Origin of the sequence: Paenibacillus doosanensis (assembly GCF_025060755.1) — a bacterium.
GTDB lineage: Bacteria > Bacillota > Bacilli > Paenibacillales > NBRC-103111 > Paenibacillus_S > Paenibacillus_S doosanensis.
The window spans coordinates 1-15,127 of the sequence record NZ_JANYUY010000046.1; the positions used below are offsets into that span (position 1 = coordinate 1).

General features: G+C 55.7%; 15 protein-coding genes. 12 read left to right on the forward strand and 3 right to left on the reverse strand.

All coding sequences use genetic code 11. The annotated features are described in order from the left end of the window. Nucleotides 1-134: 134 nt before the first annotated feature. The 5 genes from N0M98_RS25430 (at nucleotide 135) to N0M98_RS25450 (ending at nucleotide 4,868) form a co-directional block, all read left to right on the forward strand. Nucleotides 135-1,010 (forward strand): carbohydrate ABC transporter permease, encoded by an 876-nt coding sequence (locus N0M98_RS25430; RefSeq protein WP_259619552.1) that lies wholly within the window; start codon nucleotides 135-137, stop codon nucleotides 1,008-1,010. Nucleotides 1,011-1,028: 18 nt separating this feature from the next. Continuing rightward, on the forward strand, nucleotides 1,029-1,901 hold the full coding sequence (locus tag N0M98_RS25435) for a carbohydrate ABC transporter permease (protein ID WP_259619553.1): 873 nt from the start codon (nucleotides 1,029-1,031) through the stop codon (nucleotides 1,899-1,901). A gap of 56 nt (nucleotides 1,902-1,957) precedes the next feature. Next, nucleotides 1,958-2,833: a sugar phosphate isomerase/epimerase family protein gene (locus N0M98_RS25440; RefSeq protein WP_259619554.1), complete on the forward strand. Its 876-nt coding sequence runs from the start codon at nucleotides 1,958-1,960 to the stop codon at nucleotides 2,831-2,833. Between the two features lie 112 nt (nucleotides 2,834-2,945). Further along, nucleotides 2,946-3,746 carry a polysaccharide deacetylase family protein gene (locus N0M98_RS25445; protein ID WP_259619555.1) on the forward strand — a complete coding sequence of 267 codons (801 nt, stop codon included), beginning with the start codon at nucleotides 2,946-2,948 and terminating at the stop codon, nucleotides 3,744-3,746. A 48-nt stretch (nucleotides 3,747-3,794) separates the two neighbouring features. Beyond that, entirely contained in the window at nucleotides 3,795-4,868 is a 1,074-nt protein-coding gene (locus tag N0M98_RS25450; RefSeq protein ID WP_259619556.1) for a lactonase family protein, read from the forward strand. Between the two features lie 421 nt (nucleotides 4,869-5,289). Here the strand turns inward: N0M98_RS25450 and N0M98_RS25455 are convergent, their stop codons facing one another. The 3 genes from N0M98_RS25455 to N0M98_RS25465 all read right to left on the reverse strand — a co-directional run bounded on the left by N0M98_RS25455 (nucleotide 5,290) and on the right by N0M98_RS25465 (nucleotide 6,186). Next, on the reverse strand, nucleotides 5,290-5,466 hold the full coding sequence (locus N0M98_RS25455; protein ID WP_259619557.1) for a hypothetical protein: 177 nt from the start codon (nucleotides 5,464-5,466) through the stop codon (nucleotides 5,290-5,292). 47 nt (nucleotides 5,467-5,513) lie between these two features. Further along, a complete protein-coding gene (locus N0M98_RS25460) occupies nucleotides 5,514-5,693 on the reverse strand; it encodes a hypothetical protein (RefSeq protein ID WP_249865448.1) in 180 nt (59 codons plus the stop codon). A 172-nt stretch (nucleotides 5,694-5,865) separates the two neighbouring features. Continuing rightward, nucleotides 5,866-6,186, reverse strand: a complete 321-nt coding sequence (locus N0M98_RS25465) for an SPW repeat domain-containing protein (protein WP_249865447.1) — start codon at nucleotides 6,184-6,186, stop codon at nucleotides 5,866-5,868. Nucleotides 6,187-6,455: 269 nt separating this feature from the next. Here N0M98_RS25465 and N0M98_RS25470 point away from each other — a divergent pair, with 269 nt between their 5' ends. The 7 genes from N0M98_RS25470 (at nucleotide 6,456) to N0M98_RS25500 (ending at nucleotide 15,126) form a co-directional block, all read left to right on the forward strand. Further along, nucleotides 6,456-7,829: a sulfatase family protein gene (locus N0M98_RS25470; RefSeq protein ID WP_259619558.1), complete on the forward strand. Its 1,374-nt coding sequence runs from the start codon at nucleotides 6,456-6,458 to the stop codon at nucleotides 7,827-7,829. Nucleotides 7,830-7,883: 54 nt separating this feature from the next. Continuing rightward, nucleotides 7,884-8,735: a protein-tyrosine phosphatase family protein gene (locus N0M98_RS25475; RefSeq protein WP_259619559.1), complete on the forward strand. Its 852-nt coding sequence runs from the start codon at nucleotides 7,884-7,886 to the stop codon at nucleotides 8,733-8,735. A 113-nt stretch (nucleotides 8,736-8,848) separates the two neighbouring features. Continuing rightward, a complete protein-coding gene (locus tag N0M98_RS25480) occupies nucleotides 8,849-9,874 on the forward strand; it encodes a LacI family DNA-binding transcriptional regulator (RefSeq protein ID WP_249865444.1) in 1,026 nt (341 codons plus the stop codon). Between the two features lie 517 nt (nucleotides 9,875-10,391). Continuing rightward, nucleotides 10,392-11,600, forward strand: a complete 1,209-nt coding sequence (locus tag N0M98_RS25485) for an ABC transporter substrate-binding protein (protein ID WP_259619560.1) — start codon at nucleotides 10,392-10,394, stop codon at nucleotides 11,598-11,600. An 85-nt stretch (nucleotides 11,601-11,685) separates the two neighbouring features. Then, nucleotides 11,686-12,903 (forward strand): ABC transporter substrate-binding protein, encoded by a 1,218-nt coding sequence (locus N0M98_RS25490; RefSeq protein WP_259619561.1) that lies wholly within the window; start codon nucleotides 11,686-11,688, stop codon nucleotides 12,901-12,903. A gap of 49 nt (nucleotides 12,904-12,952) precedes the next feature. After that, a complete protein-coding gene (locus N0M98_RS25495) occupies nucleotides 12,953-14,158 on the forward strand; it encodes an ABC transporter substrate-binding protein (protein WP_259619562.1) in 1,206 nt (401 codons plus the stop codon). A 68-nt stretch (nucleotides 14,159-14,226) separates the two neighbouring features. Next, nucleotides 14,227-15,126, forward strand: coding sequence for a sugar phosphate isomerase/epimerase family protein (locus N0M98_RS25500; RefSeq protein ID WP_259619563.1), 900 nt, complete (start codon nucleotides 14,227-14,229; stop codon nucleotides 15,124-15,126). Nucleotide 15,127: the final 1 nt, after the last annotated feature.

Consider the following 15,127-nt stretch of genomic DNA (forward strand, 5'->3'; position numbering starts at 1 on the left):
GGGAAAGTCCAGTCCCTTTTGCAATTTTCAAGGTGCGATTTACTGGAAATCGAAAAGTTTGCGGCCAGTTCCCATGGGAACTGGAAATCGGCTTAAAACTTGGTTCTAGAAATACTATACGAGGAGGGAACATCATGACAACGACGGCACGCATACGGGGCTTCATCACCGTAGCTCTGCTTCCGGCTTTTCTGCTGTACGCCTTTTTTGTCATCATACCGGTATTTTGGTCGGCATACTATGGTTTCTTCGATTGGAAGGGGATCGGCGCGGCTACTTTCATCGGATTCGATAACTATGCGGAGGTCGTGAAAGACCCGATATTCTGGAAATCGTTCAAAAACAACATGCTCATCGTCGCCGCCTCGGTATTCGGACAGGTGCCTATCGCCCTGATACTCGCCGTGCTGCTGATGAAAAGCACGCTGTTTCAAAGAATTATCCGCGCCTCGGTCTTTATGCCGATGGTTCTTTCGTCGGTCGTGGTCGGGATCATCTGGGGCTATATTTATCATCCGCAAATCGGGATTTTGAATTTTTTACTCGATAACATGGGGCTGGCTTCCTGGAAAAGAGCGTGGCTCTCCGATCCGAAAATTTCGATGTATGCGCTGATGGTGCCGATTATCTGGAATTATATCGGGCCTTACATGATTATGTTTATCGCGGCGCTGCAAAACATTTCCCCGGAAATCGACGACGCTTCGCAGATCGACGGCGTCGGACCGGTGCGCAAGCTGTTTGTCATCACCTTGCCGATGATCTGGGATACGATCAAGGTTGCCGTCGTGCTGTGCATTTCCGGCAGCTTGAAGGCGTTCGACCTCATCTACGTTATGACCGGCGGAGGCCCCGCCCATTCTACAGAGCTGCTCGCTTCGTACATGTACAACAACACGTTCAACGTATTCCGCTACGGCTACGGCAGCGCGGTGTCGACGGCAATTATTATTTTGAGCATGCTCCTCATTGCGGGCAGCCAATATTTAATGAAGCGCGAAGTTCGCTAACGACTAGGGGGGAATCCGATGGAACAGGCTTACCAAATAAAGACGACCGCCTTCCCTCAGGGAAAAAAGAGCGCGGCATGGACGCGAGGTCTGATCAACGCGCTGCTTGCGCTTTATGCTTTGGGCACGCTCTATCCGCTCATCTGGCTGTTTATGAGCGCATTCAAGTCCAACGAGGAGTTTTATTCGCAGCCCTTTGCGCTGCCTGCCGAGTGGCATTGGGATAATTTCGGCCGGGCTTGGAAAGTGTCGGCGATGGGCGTCTCGCTCGTCAATTCGACGATCGTGACGGTCGTATCGTTGGCGCTGACGCTCATTCTCGGCGCTTTGGCCGCCTATGCGCTGGCCCGGTTCGAGTTCAAGCTGAAGCCGATGATGATGGGTTTGTTTTTGCTTGGCATGCTAATTCCGATTCATAGCACGCTGGTGCCGCTGTTCATTATTATGAAAAAAGTCGGCCTGCTGGACACGTACGGAGCGCTCATACTGCCTTATACGGCGTTCGAGCTGCCGCTGGCGATTTTCGTCGCCGCCTCCTACTTAACCTCGGTGCCGAAGGAAATCGAGGAAGCGGCGCTGATGGACGGAACGGGATATTGGGGCATCTTCGTCCGGATCATGCTGCCGCTCAGCATTCCGGCTCTGTCTACGGTCGCGATTCTGGCTTTCCTCCGCTTCTGGAACGACTTTGCCTTCGCATTGGTTTTCATCAGCAAGCCTGCGCTCAAGACGCTGCCGCTCAGTCTCTCCGTCTTCGCCACCGGCTATGCGACCGATTATAAGCTGACGATGGCCGCCTTGTCCATCGCGGTGCTGCCGACGATTATCGTCTTCCTGCTGTTTCAGGAGCAAATTATGAAGGGGATGACGGCGGGGGCGGTAAAAGGGTAAAATGGAATCAGCAGGAAAACTGAGATTGCAATCTCAAAAATCGAGGAGGATGAAAGATGGCATTGACCAATCGCATCGGCGTGATCGTCGACAGCTTCGGCATAGGAGTGCGGGAAGGCTTGAAAAAAGCCAAGGAGGTCGGCGCCGACGGGGTGCAGATTTACGCGGTGAGCGGGGAGATGGACCCGGCCGCGCTGACGCCTTCGGCCCGCAAGGAGCTGAAGGCGTTTATCGCCTCGCTGGGCTTGGACATTTCCGCGCTGTGCGGAGACTTGGGCGGGCACGGCTTCCAGGACAAAGCCGCCAATGCGGCCAAAGTCGAGAAGTCCAAGCGGATTCTCGATCTGGCGCTGGATCTGGGTACGAGCATCGTCACGACGCATATCGGCATCGTGCCGGAGGACGAGAACGGCGAAGTGTATCTCAGCATGCAGGCGGCCTGCGAGGAGCTCGGGCAGTATGCCAAAAGCCTGAACGCCTACTTCGCGATCGAAACCGGGCCGGAGCCTGCCGCGCATCTGAAGCGGTTCCTCGATACGCTTAGCACGAACGGCGTCTCGGTCAACTTCGATCCGGCCAACATGGTGATGGTGACGGGCGACGACCCGGTGCAGGGCGTCCGCCTGCTGAAGGACTACATCGTCCATACGCATGTGAAGGACGGCATTCGTTACCGCGAGGTCGATCCGCGGGAAGTGTACGGCGCGCTCGGCTTCGAGCCGATGGATCACGGGAAAATCGCGCAGATGGTATCCTCCGGCGAAATTTTCAAGGAGGTGCCGCTCGGCGAAGGCAAAGTGCCGTTCGACGCGTATTTCGCCGCGCTGCAGGAGATCGGCTACCAAGGCTATTTGACGATCGAACGCGAGGTCGGCGACCGGCCGGAGGAGGATATCCGCAAGGCTGTCGAATTCATCCGGAGATACAAGTAAGGAAAGTTGCGAACGACTCCATGAAATTCCCATATTTCACCGCTGCTTGTTCAATGGTAAACTAATAGATAGCTATGGCGAATCATCCTATATCTATTAGCAGGAGGCTGTTATGTCCAAAATTTTGATGACCTACCCGGAAGGGAAGTTCAAAGCGCTGACGATGAGCTACGACGACGGGAGAGCCGCCGACCGCAGGCTGGTGCGCATATTTAACGATCACGGGATCAAAGGGACGTTTCACTTGAACTCCGGTCTGATGGGAACCGGCGACCGGATTGGGCAAGAGGAAGCGGCCGAGCTGTACCGGGGGCACGAAATATCCGCGCATACCGTGACGCATCCGACGATCGTCAGATCGCCGCGGGAGCAGCTGCTTGAAGAGATTGTCGAAGACCGGAAGGCTCTGGAGAAAGTCGCCGGTTATACGGTTCGCGGCATGTCTTATCCTAACGGCTCGTTCAACCGTCAAATCAAGGAGATGCTGCCGCACCTCGGCATTGAATATTCCAGAGTGGTTGAAGCTACCGGAGGCTTCGGTTTGCCGGACGATTGGATGGAGTGGAAGGCGACCTGCCATCACAAGCGGAATTTAATGGAATTGGCCGAAAGCTTCACACAATTACATAAACAGCAGTACTTGTACTTAATGTATGTTTGGGGACACAGCTACGAGTTCGACACCGACAATAACTGGGATTTGATCGAAGGCTTCTGCGAGTTTACCGGGAAACGGGACGATATTTGGTATGCGACCAATATCGAAATCGTCGATTATTTCAAGGCGTTCCGCCGGCTGCAATTTGCCGCTTCCAGCGAATTCGTATACAACCCGTCGGCGCAGTCCGTTTGGATCAGCGTGGACGGCACCGTCGTTGAGATTGGCGGAGGCAAGCAGGTTGAATTGAAGTAGAGGCGGGTACAATAAGGTATATTTGGAAACCGGACAGGAGAGGAAGCTATGGAAACGGGTAAAATGATAGCATATTTCGGCTCTTACGCCGGCAAACAAGCACCGGGCATTCATGTTTATGCCTGGGACGAGCAAGAAGGGACGCTGTCGGCGGTCGATGCGATTCCGGGGCTGATCAACCCGACGTTTATGGCTGTAAGCCAGCGGCAGGGGCTGCTGTACTCGTATACGCAGGCGGATGAAGGCCAGGACAGCGGAGCGGTGCTTACGTTCCGCATCGATCCGGCAACGGGCACGCTGGCCCCGGCCGGACAAGCGCTGTCGCTGGACAAATCGGCGACGCATATTAACCTGGATCACGCGGAGCAGTTTGCGCTTACCGTCAGTTATTCGGAAGGGACCGTCAATCTGTTCCCTGTGCAGGGCAACGGCGAGGTCGGCCAGCTTGCCGACAAGGCGCGTCATGAGGGTTCCAGCGTTGTAGCGAAGCGCCAGGACAGCGCGCATCCGCATTCGGTTTATACCGATCCGTCCGACCGGTTCGTCATCGTACCGGATCTGGGGATGGACAAGATCGTGGTATATCGGCTGGACAGCGAACAGGGCAAGCTGCAGCCGCATGACGAGGTTGCGATGGAGCCGGGCTCGGGCCCGCGCCATTTCGCCTTTCATCCGAACGGCAGACACGCCTATGTCATCAACGAGCTGAGCTCTACAGTGACCGCGTTCGTCTACGACGGGGACGCGGGCAAGCTGCAGCCGGTGCAGACGATTTCCACGCTGCCGGATGATTTCGCGGGCGAGAGCATTTGCGCGGAAGTTCAGATTTCGCCCTGCGGCTCGTACCTGTACGGCTCGAACCGCGGACATGACAGCCTCGCGGTGTTCGCTGTCGATCCGGAGAGCGGCGTCTTAAGCGCTGTGCAGACGATCTCGACCGGCGGCGCGCATCCGCGGCATTTCAGCTTGACGCCAAGCGGCGGCTACTTGCTTGCAGCCAACAAGGACTCCGATTCGGTCGTCGTCTTCAAGGTCGATCGCGACAGCGGCCGCTTGACGCCGAACGGACAGTCCATTTCGCTTCCGCAGCCGACCTGCGTACGTTTTTACCGGCTGCCGTAAGAGTCTGTCCGATGAACCGCGCAGAAGGTAAATATAATCAAAATGACAGCGGTCATGCAGCGTTAGCGGCAAAATAGGATATGCACAAAAGTAACTCCGTCGGACAGACTCCTTAAAAGCGCGGTGAGCAAGGGGCCGGAGAGTCGATAGAGAGTTGGAACGCTTCGCTTTTCGAGACTGGAAAAACGGCCCTCTCCATACGGAGCAGGGCCGTTTACTTTTACAAGCGCTAACGGACATAGAGGATGCTTAAGCTGTCGCAATCCGCCGATTTCAAATGCTGGCGGTCATCGCAGCGCTTATTGGGATTAATTGTCCATTAGAAATCCGATAAGCCGATTTTGGCAAAAATAGCGGCTGCGGTGTCCGTTTGGGATGGCTGCCGATTTTCCATTTTGGTTTGGTCGTCGCGGCTCTTTGTTTATTGCGGCGTTATCTCATTCGGCGAAGACGGCAAAGCTTCCTCCGCAAGTTCCCCGGCGTTCGCCGAGCGGCGGACGGGTTCAACGATATACGTGCTGCCGAACGGCGTGACGGTCCACTCGTGCCGATCCTCGGCGGATTGAAACAGCTTCTCCAGCAATTGATCGATATCCATAGTCATCTCCTGACGGTTTAAACGCGCGGAACGGATTAGACCGGAATTTATCTTCCGCCGCGGTACAATTGAAATTCGGTGCCGGGGTCGTCTTGAATCGGATCATAGTCTTGCTCGGCGATTCTATAGTAGGAATAGTGCCCATATTCATCGTAATAATGAAAGGGATTATCCAGTTGGTTAGGCAGGAAATAATCTTTGAGAAACGCGATGAATCGGCTGATCATGGTTCCACCTCGTCTTTGCGTTTTTATGTAAAGTATTTACATCTGTCGTTTTTCTATGCATCGTTTCGGACGAGAGGATAAGCGATAGCGCCGCGTTTTCTTGCCGCATTGGAAAGCTTAAGTTTACGAAAGCGTCAGCGCGGTAAAGATATTTCCCGTTGGCGACAAATTCTCATTTCCGCGCTCTGACGCTTAGATTGGCAAAGCTGAATAGAATGGTCAATACGCCGATGGCTGCGCTGATCCAGATCGTACGATCGGACAAAAGCGTGAAGGGCATAACCGCCATCACGAGACCTGTCAAAAGAGTGACAAGATGTGGAGGGGAATCGCCCGAAGCATAACGCAGCGACCAGAGCGATGCTATGATTTGAACGATGCCTAAGCCAACACTTATCCATGCCGCCGCATAAAGATCGGTATAGCCGAACACCGACGGAGCCGCAATAAACCATATGCCGAATAGTGTGATGAAGACGCTTCTTGTTTTCATGTAAAGCACCTCCCATAAGCTATCATATGAGGGGAGGATTGTCCTTGGTTCGCGGAATTAAAGCGATTTCATTTTTTTGTTGACAAAGCGCCGTGTTTATTTTAAAATTTTGGTAACGTTTCCGGTAACGTTACCAGCTGAATTAACTTACTGTTCACAATCCTATCGAAATTAGCTTGCGAATTTATTTTTAGCTTTAGGTTAAGCGCTTACCTTAGTTTTTCACAACGATTGCAAAATCTCGGCATTCATAAGGAGGCGACAGCAGGATGATGAACGTTTTGCTCATTACCGTCGATCAGCTGCGCTGGGACGCGCTGTCATGTGCGGGAGAGGGCGGGGCTCATACGCCTCATATCGACAGACTGGCCCGGGAGGGCGTCCGCTTCTCCCAAGCGTTCACCAACGCCCCGGCCTGCATGCCGGCTCGCTCATCTCTATTGACCGGCCGCTTTCCTCATGCGCACGGCGTTCGCGGCGGCGGTGTCCGCTTGTCCGAGCGGGAGGTGACTTTTCCGCAAATCGTAAGTCAGCGCGGCTATCATACGGCGCATATCGGCAAGCTTCATGTGCAGAATCATACGTACCGCGACCATACGGCGCCTCATCCGGGCTACGGCTTTCGGACGCTGCAGGTGACCGACGAGCGCGGCGTCTACCGAGATCCGTACACCCAATGGGTAGAGCGCAATTATCCGGAATATGCGGACGCGATCCGCATCGAGCCCGGTGCTTCGCGAGTCCGCAGCCGGACCGACCATGCGGAGACGACGGGGGCTTTTCCGGCGCGGGCTTCCCACAGCCGCTGGGTCGGCGAGGCGTCGGTCGAGTTTTTGCGCGAGTACGGGAACGCCCCGTTCCTGCTCTGGTCGAGCTTCTTCGACCCGCATTCGCCGTTTATCGTTCCGTCCGATCTGGCCGGCCGATACGATCCCGCGGATATGCCCTTGCCGAGAAAATGCGACATAACCTCCGATAATGAGGAAAGCATCCGCAAGAAGCGTGCCGCTTATTATACGCTGGTCTCGCATGTGGACGATTGCGTAGGAGAGATTCTTCGTTACTTGGACGAATCGGGCTTGGCGAAGCGAACGGCGATTTTGTTTTCCAGCGATCACGGAGAGTTTCTTGGCGATTACGGACGATGGGGCAAAGGACGTCCCGAAGATGAGAGCATTCGCATCCCGATGATCGTGAAGACGCCGGAGATGACGGAGGCGCCGCCCGTACCGCGCGTCGTCGACGACATCGTTCAGCTGTTCGATCTCGCGCCGACGATTTGCGACCTGACGGGGAGCATGAAGCCGCACTCGATGCAGGCTCGAAGCTTGCTGCCGCTGCTCGGCGGAGGGACGGACCCGGGGCGGCCGCCTTTTGCCCTGATCGAGCATAATTTCGAAACGTCGCGGACCGATGCGGCCGAAGTGTTCGAGAAAACGTTGCGCAGCAAAGATTTTCGCTTAACGGTTAGAAGCGGCCGCGATGACGGGGAGCTGTACGATTTGCGTACGGACCCTGCCCAAGATCGCAACGTCTGGGACGTCCCGGAATATGCGGAGATTCGCTTCGGGCTCGTCTGGCAGCTGCTGCAGCGTCTGCTGCAAACGGAAAATACGCTGCCCGTCCGCACTCAGCCGTTTTAGATTTACATTCGGAAGAAGGTATCGATTCAAAAGAACGAAAGGAGCATGATGCACATGCCAAGTCAAACAGCGCATCGGATTATCGATGTGGACAATCAGGAGACATTGCCCAAAAAATTCCGCATGACGACGACGCCGATTCCGCCGGGGACGGAGGAGCCGCCCAATCTGTCGGGATTAGCCGAATTGCGGGCGTCGGGGAGCGGACAATTTTCGCATAACGGGCTTCGGCTGATTCGGAAGGCGATAGGCCCGGGGCCGCTGACCGTTGTCGATTTGCGCCAGGAAAGCCACGGTTTTGTCAACGGGATGGCGGTTAGTTGGTACGGCGAGCATAACGGCTGCAATAAAGGCTTAACCCATGAGGACGTCTGTGCCGAAGAACGGCGGCTGCTGGATGAAGCCGGGCAAGCGCCCGAGCTTGTATTCGACCGGCTGCCGAATAAATCGGTGGATTTGGACGCAGCCTTGACCGGCCCGAGAAAGGTGCAGACCGAGGAGGAGCTTGTGCTATCCGAAGGAGCGGGATACATCCGGTTTTTCGTCACGGATCACCACCGGCCGCTTGACGGCGAGGTCGACCGGTTTATCCGCTATGTGAACGGGCTGCCCGCAGGAATGTGGCTGCATTTTCACTGCCGCGGCGGGGTGGGGAGGACGACCAGCTTCATGCTGATGTACGATATGCTGCGCAATGCGAAGGAGGTGGAGAGGGACGATCTGCTGCGCAGACATGTGCTCATCGGAGGCAAGGACGTGGGGAGGACGGACCCGCAGGACCAGTACAAATACGAGCCCGCGCTGGAGCGGCTGGCTTTCATTCATCGGTTTTACGATTATTGCGCCGGCAACCGGGACGGCTACGCTACGACATGGTCCGAGTGGCTTGCGGCGGAGGGCAAATAAATCGCGATTGCGGTCGGCGAGAAGCAAGTATCTTTTCGTTGACAACGATAGCGTTTTATTTTACACTTTTGGTAACGTTACCGGAAACGTTGCCAAAAGGAGAATGACACATTATGCCAACTATAAAAGATATCGCTAAACAGCTCGGGGTTTCCGTTTCTACCGTATCGCGGGCGCTCAATAACCATCCCGATATCCGGGAGGAGACGAAGCAGGAAGTGCTGGAGGCGATGAAGCGGTTCAACTACACGCCGAACGCCGTGGCGCGAAGCCTGATTCAACGCAAATCGAATACGGTCGGGTTAATGATCCCGGATATCACCGATCCGTTCTTCTCGGCGATGGCTCACGATGTCGAGGAAGTGCTGTCGGAGAACGGATATCAGGTCGTCTACGTCAACACGTCGCGGCGTCCCGATAAGGAGAAGCGGTTTTTGACCAGCGTGATGGAACGGAAAATGGACGGGATCATCGTGACGCCGGATTTTTTGGACGAAGAAGCTATAGAACTGCTGCAGCGTCTGGATATACCGGTCGTCTTTCTTCGCAGGCGGCCTCCGGCGGGGCTCGGGATGCCGTTCGTCGACGTCAATCATTACGAGGGTACCTGCAACGCGATGGATTACTTGTTCTCCTTAGGGCATCGGAGGATTGGATTTATCGGAATGCCGCGCTATTCGTTTACCGGTCAGGAACGGTACCGCGGATATGTCGACAGCTTGAATCGGCAAGGGATCGAGCCGGATTCGAAGGCTATATCGTGGAACGGCCGGACGATTGAATGCGGATATAAGGCGATGGGGCGGCTGCTCCAAGATGCGCCCGATATGACCGCGGTGTTCGCGGCGAACGACCTGCTGGGTATCGGAGCGCTGGAGTACTCGGCCCGCCATCATATTGCGGTTCCGGGGCGGATCAGCGTCATCGGCTTCGACAATCTGGAAATGACGAATTTGCATTGGATCAAGCTGTCGACGGTGGCGCAGCCGCGGAAGGAAATGGGACGCCAGGCGGCGGAGCTGCTCTTGCAGATGATGCAGAGCAACCAAAGGACGGCGGATTCGATTATATTGGATACCGAGCTGATCATACGCAGCACTTGTTCGCCCGTGAACGGGCCGGATGACAATAAGGAGTAGAGACTGCGCTAGAGTCTCTCCTTTTTCGCAAGGAATGATAACGCTTACTTTTTTGAAAAGCCCGGGAAATAGAGCTTAAACGACGGGCGAAAAGCGAAGACGCTGTTCGAATCGGCCGAATCATCGCCGGGAAGGGGCGCTTCGAGCGATGCTGAAATGCAGCGGAATAACAAGCGGCGCAGCGTTTATTTCGGCAAGGACCTAGTATGGCCCGAGTAAAAGATAAAGCGCTTAACCTGGGGCGGCTTATACATGCGGTGAAAGGAAAAAGCGGCCGCAGTCCGCGAATCCATCACGAATTTTAGAAGCCCGGTGAAAAAAGAGCGGAGGGGCCATTTGAATCTGGAAAAACGATTGGAAGATCAAACGGCACCGCAGCGGACTTTTTCGCCACATTTTTAGAAGCGTGGTGAAAAAGTGGCCGGAGAGTCGGTAGAGAGTTGGAACAGCGAGTGGAACCTCTATCGCCGCAGGACACGATGAAATCATCACACTCTTAGACAATAGGGGGATCACAATGCAGCGGACAAAGGTAAGATTGGCGGCAGCGGCGTTGATATGCTCGGCGATGCTGGCAATAGGCGGATGCGGCGGCACCGGCGGGGGAGCGGAGAGCAAAGGCAACGGGGCGCCGGGGGGCGCTCAAGCGTCGGCCGGATGGGCGGAGCAGGCGGGACTGAACAAGACGGAGACGGCGGCGGAGCTGTACGCCAAGGCGAAGGAGGAAGGAACCGTCGTCCTGTACTCGATGTCCAGCCGGGTCAGCGATGTGAAGGATTCCTTCGAGGCCAAATATCCCGGCGTGAAAGTAGAAGCTTATAATATCAGCTCGGTCGATATGCTCGAGAAGCTGATTCGGGAGCACGGAGCCGGCGTCTATAACGCCGATGTCATTTTCACGAAGGATACGGGCGGCACGTTCACGATGGAGCTGCTGAAGAAAGGCATCGTTCATAAATATATGCCGAGCGACATTGTAAGCAAAATGACGGAGCCGTACAAGAGCCAGGTGGAAGGGCTCGTGCCGTACGTGGAAGCCAGAGGCATTTTCTACAACTCCGAGGTATACCCGAAGCCGCCGATCACCAATTGGTGGGATTTGACCACGCCGGAGTGGAAGGGGCGCATCATGATCAGCGACCCGATGAAATCGGCCGATACGATGGATTTGTTCCTCGCGATGGTGCAGAACGCCGACGATATGAAGCAGGCGTACAAGGACAAATTCGGCAAAGACATCGATTTGAACGGTTCGCCGAACGCAGGTTATGAGTTTATCCGCCGCCTGTCGGCCAACGACCTCATCTTGACCAATTCCGGCGGGGACATCGTCAAGGCGGTAGGCAAAACCGGACAGACGAAGCCGCCGATCGGGCTCGCCGTATCGACGAAGCTGCGTGAAGCGCAGGGACAGGGGCTGAAGCTGGGCGTCTCCTACGACATCAAGCCGAAGGTATCCCATGTCGAGCAGGCGCTGCTGTACGTCGGCGACCAGTCGAAGCATCCGAATGCGGCCAAACTGCTGATCCGCTGGATGGCGGGAGAGGCGGACGGCAACGGAGCGGGACTGAAGCCGTTCAATATTTGGGGGGCGTGGCCGACGCGGTCGGATGTTAAGCAGGTGGAGGATTTGCCTCTGGAGAAGCTGAACGTCTGGAAGTACGATCCGGTATTTTTCTATGAAAACTCGCCCCAAATCCGCGATCTCTGGTTGAAGCAGCAGTAACGGGAGGAAGTTGCGATCGTAAGACCGTTTACGCATGCGCAGTCCGTTGTATTCATGTACGTATGATACAGGAGGTTTCATCACAATGAAGAAAAAGCGCAAAGCGGCGACCGGCCTGCTCGTCGCCTTTACCATGATGTTTATGCTTGCCGCCTGCGGCTCCGGCGCGGGAGAGAAGACCCACGGCGGAGGAGGCAAAGCGGGAGGGGCCGGCGGCGTGGCCGCAGCTTCCGAATGGGCGGAGCAAAACGGGCTGAACAAGACGGAAACCGTCGACGAGCTGTATGCGAAGGCGAAGCAGGAGGGCAAGGTCGTCGTCTACTCGCAGTCGAGCCGGATTAAAGACGTGAAGGCGAGCTTCGAGGCCAAATACCCGGGCATTAAGGTGGAAGCCTTCAATATGTCGACCAACGATATCGTGGAGAAGGTCATCCGCGAGCAGGGCGCCGGCATTTACAACGCGGATGTCATCTTCGTCAAGGATGCGAGCGGCGCCGTCTCGACGGAGCTGACGACCAAGAAGCTCGTTCACAGCTACATGCCGGCCGATTTGACGGCGAAGATGGTGGAGCCGTATAAGAGCAAGAGCGGGGGGCTGGTGCCGTACTTCAGCTTGCGCGCGATCTTTTACAATACGGATGTGTACAAAACGCCTCCGGTCACCAACTGGTGGGACCTGACGATGCCGGAGTGGAAAGGCAAGGTGCTGATGAACGATCCGATCGATTCGGCCGATATGATGGATCTGTTCCTGGCGATGGCGCAGCATGCCGACGAAATGAAGGAGGCGTACAAGGCCAAATTCGGCAAAGATATCGTTTTGAACGGGACGGAAAATGCGGCTTACGAGTTTTTCAAACGGTTTCTTGCGAACGATCCGGTTCTGCTTAAATCGAGCGACGAGGTCGTCGAAGCGGTCGGGTCTGCGGCGCAGGGCAAGCCGCCGATCGGCATCGGCGCATCCAGCAAGCTGCGGGAGGTTATAGAGAAAAAGCTGAGCATTGCGGCGACCTACGATGTGCTGCCCCGTATTTCCGTTGTCGGTCCGTCCTACTTGTACGTGGCCGACAAAGCGCCGAACGTGAATGCCGCCAAGCTGATGATCCGCTGGATGGCGGGCGAAGCGGACGGCAAGTCCGACGGGTTCAAGCCGTTTAACGTCATGGGCTCCTGGTCGACGCGCACCGATAACGGCCGCACCGATCAGCCCGGGATCGATCAGCTCAAAGTGTGGGATTACGACTCCGATTACTTTTACGCTAACTTCGTAAAGTTCAGAGAATTTTGGCTGAGAATGCAGTAGGACAGGGCAGGTACAATTTGTTTTTATTAAAGAAACAGGGGTGTTTTGGATGAAAAAAGCGAGGAATGTTTGCGCGTTACTGATGACTTTCAGCATGGTGATCGCAGCCTGCAGCACTTCAGCACCCAAGACGGCGGACCAGCCCGCAGGCGGAGCAGCCGCCGCAGCCGGAAGCGGCAAATCGGAGTGGGCCGAGCAGAACGGATTGTATAAGACAGAGACGGTGGAGGAGCTGTACGAAAAGGCCAAAAAAGAAGGCAAAGTGACCGTCTATTCGACCTCCGGGCGCATCAACGACGTAGAAAAGACGTTTGAGGCCAAGTATCCCGGCATTCAAGTGGAAGCCTTTGATCTGAAATCCAACGTCATTATGGATAAACTGATTCGCGAGCAGGCCGCCGGCATTTTCAACGCGGACCTCGTGCTGACCAAGGAAGTGGGCGGGGGCATCGAGGAAGAATTGGTGAAGAAGGGCGCGCTCTTCAAATACTTGCCGGCCGATATCGCCGAGAAGGTGTATGAGCCGTGGCGCAGCAAAGGCATCGCGTTCGTGCCGTATCTCGAATTCCGCACGCTCTTCTACAATACGGAGCAGAACAAGACGCCTCCGGTCAATAACTGGTGGGATCTGACGACCCCGGAATGGAAAAACCGGGTGCTGATGGTCGATCCGCTGCAATCCCCGGCGCAGATGGATATGTTCGTCTCCTTCGTCGTCAATGCCGATGAGATGGCTGCGGCTTACAAAGAGAAGTTCGGGAGCGATATCGTGCTGAACGGCACGACGAATGCGGGCTATGAATTTTTGCAGCGGTTTTACAAAAACGTTATCCTCGTCAAGGCGAGCGGGGACGGCCAGGATGCGGTCGGCAAGGCGGCTCCGAACAAACCGGCGCCGGTCTTCATCGGCGTATCCGGCGATATCCGCAAGATGGCCGACAAAGGCTTGAAGGCCGACATCATCTGGGATATGAAGCCGAAGCTGTCGGTCGTCGACGAGGGACTGCTCTTCGTCGCCAACAAGGCGCCGCATCCGAACGCGGCGAAGCTGCTCGTGCGCTGGATGGCCGGCGAGGCGGACGGCAAGGGCGAGGGCACGACGCCGTTCAACGAGGTCGGCTCGTGGATGACCCGTTCGGACGTGCAGCACAAGAACGGCAAAAACATCGATCAGCTGAACGTATGGCAGTACGACAGCGAGAAGTTTTACAAAGTATATCAGGATGTCGTCAACTTCTGGATCAAAAATCAATGATCTTCTTCCTAAAAATCGGTGACCTTCTTAAAAGTCAGTGACCTTCTAACGAAACGGAGTGTTGTTCCATGTTAGGTTTTTCGATTCAAAGCCCGGTGTTTCTCGGCAAGGCGAGCAAGGACAGCCCGAACGATCTGATCGCGCATTACGACCGGGTAGAGCAGCTGCTCGATGCGCTCAAAGCAGGCGGCGTCCGTTCGGTCGAGGTGCGGATATTGCCCCGCGGAGCCGACGAATGGGCTTACCGCGATCTGATTCAGCTGATCTGGGATACGGGGCTGCAGCTGACGGTTCACGGCCATGTGGCCGGAGAGCATCCGGGAACGAGCTTCGCCGAAATTTATCCTTCGATGAGCTATATATTGAAGCATTTCCATAAATACCAGAGCGGCTTGACGATGGCGCTGCATGCGTTCGACGCGAAGACGGGCTCCGAGGAGGAATTGCACCGCCAAACCGTCGCGCTGCTCGGCGAATGGACCGCGCTGATCGATGCGGAGAGCCTGCCGCTTCGGATCGGCATCGAGAACAACCGCAAGAAGGCGAGCAAGGTCGATCCGGGCGATTCGATCGGCGGCGTGCTGCGTATCGTAAGCGAGGTGAACCATCCCGCCGTCGGCGTTACGTGGGATATGGGACATTTCTACTCCAATCTGCTCGACGCGCATCAATTAAAGGCTCCTCCCGAGGAGCTGCTGACCGATCTGCCGGATGCGGAGTTTGTGGCGAGGGCGGTTCATACCCATATCCACGGCATCGGCAAGACCGGCACCCATAACCCGCTGACCGAGCGCAGCAGCCTGCCTCTGGAGCAGTACGTATCCGCTTTGCGGCAGGCGGGGTATGACGGCGTATATAATTTGGAGCTGACGATGAATAAATTCGAGCAGGATAGACCGCTGCGCGAGCAGGTTCTGGCTTCGGTAGAGCGCTTGCGAAATGCGGTTCGGACGGAAGCGACAACATAAC

Bases quoted from the DNA above. Each gene is read 5' to 3' on its own strand.
- N0M98_RS25430 (WP_259619552.1), top strand. From the start codon at position 135: ATGACAACGACGGCACGCATACGGGGCTTCATCACCGTAGCTCTGCTT.
- N0M98_RS25435 (WP_259619553.1), top strand. From the start codon at position 1,029: ATGGAACAGGCTTACCAAATAAAGACGACCGCCTTCCCTCAGGGAAAA.
- N0M98_RS25440 (WP_259619554.1), top strand. From the start codon at position 1,958: ATGGCATTGACCAATCGCATCGGCGTGATCGTCGACAGCTTCGGCATA.
- N0M98_RS25445 (WP_259619555.1), top strand. From the start codon at position 2,946: ATGTCCAAAATTTTGATGACCTACCCGGAAGGGAAGTTCAAAGCGCTG.
- N0M98_RS25450 (WP_259619556.1), top strand. From the start codon at position 3,795: ATGGAAACGGGTAAAATGATAGCATATTTCGGCTCTTACGCCGGCAAA.
- N0M98_RS25455 (WP_259619557.1), bottom strand. From the start codon at position 5,466: ATGGATATCGATCAATTGCTGGAGAAGCTGTTTCAATCCGCCGAGGAT.
- N0M98_RS25460 (WP_249865448.1), bottom strand. From the start codon at position 5,693: ATGATCAGCCGATTCATCGCGTTTCTCAAAGATTATTTCCTGCCTAAC.
- N0M98_RS25465 (WP_249865447.1), bottom strand. From the start codon at position 6,186: ATGAAAACAAGAAGCGTCTTCATCACACTATTCGGCATATGGTTTATT.
- N0M98_RS25470 (WP_259619558.1), top strand. From the start codon at position 6,456: ATGATGAACGTTTTGCTCATTACCGTCGATCAGCTGCGCTGGGACGCG.
- N0M98_RS25475 (WP_259619559.1), top strand. From the start codon at position 7,884: ATGCCAAGTCAAACAGCGCATCGGATTATCGATGTGGACAATCAGGAG.
- N0M98_RS25480 (WP_249865444.1), top strand. From the start codon at position 8,849: ATGCCAACTATAAAAGATATCGCTAAACAGCTCGGGGTTTCCGTTTCT.
- N0M98_RS25485 (WP_259619560.1), top strand. From the start codon at position 10,392: ATGCAGCGGACAAAGGTAAGATTGGCGGCAGCGGCGTTGATATGCTCG.
- N0M98_RS25490 (WP_259619561.1), top strand. From the start codon at position 11,686: ATGAAGAAAAAGCGCAAAGCGGCGACCGGCCTGCTCGTCGCCTTTACC.
- N0M98_RS25495 (WP_259619562.1), top strand. From the start codon at position 12,953: ATGAAAAAAGCGAGGAATGTTTGCGCGTTACTGATGACTTTCAGCATG.
- N0M98_RS25500 (WP_259619563.1), top strand. From the start codon at position 14,227: ATGTTAGGTTTTTCGATTCAAAGCCCGGTGTTTCTCGGCAAGGCGAGC.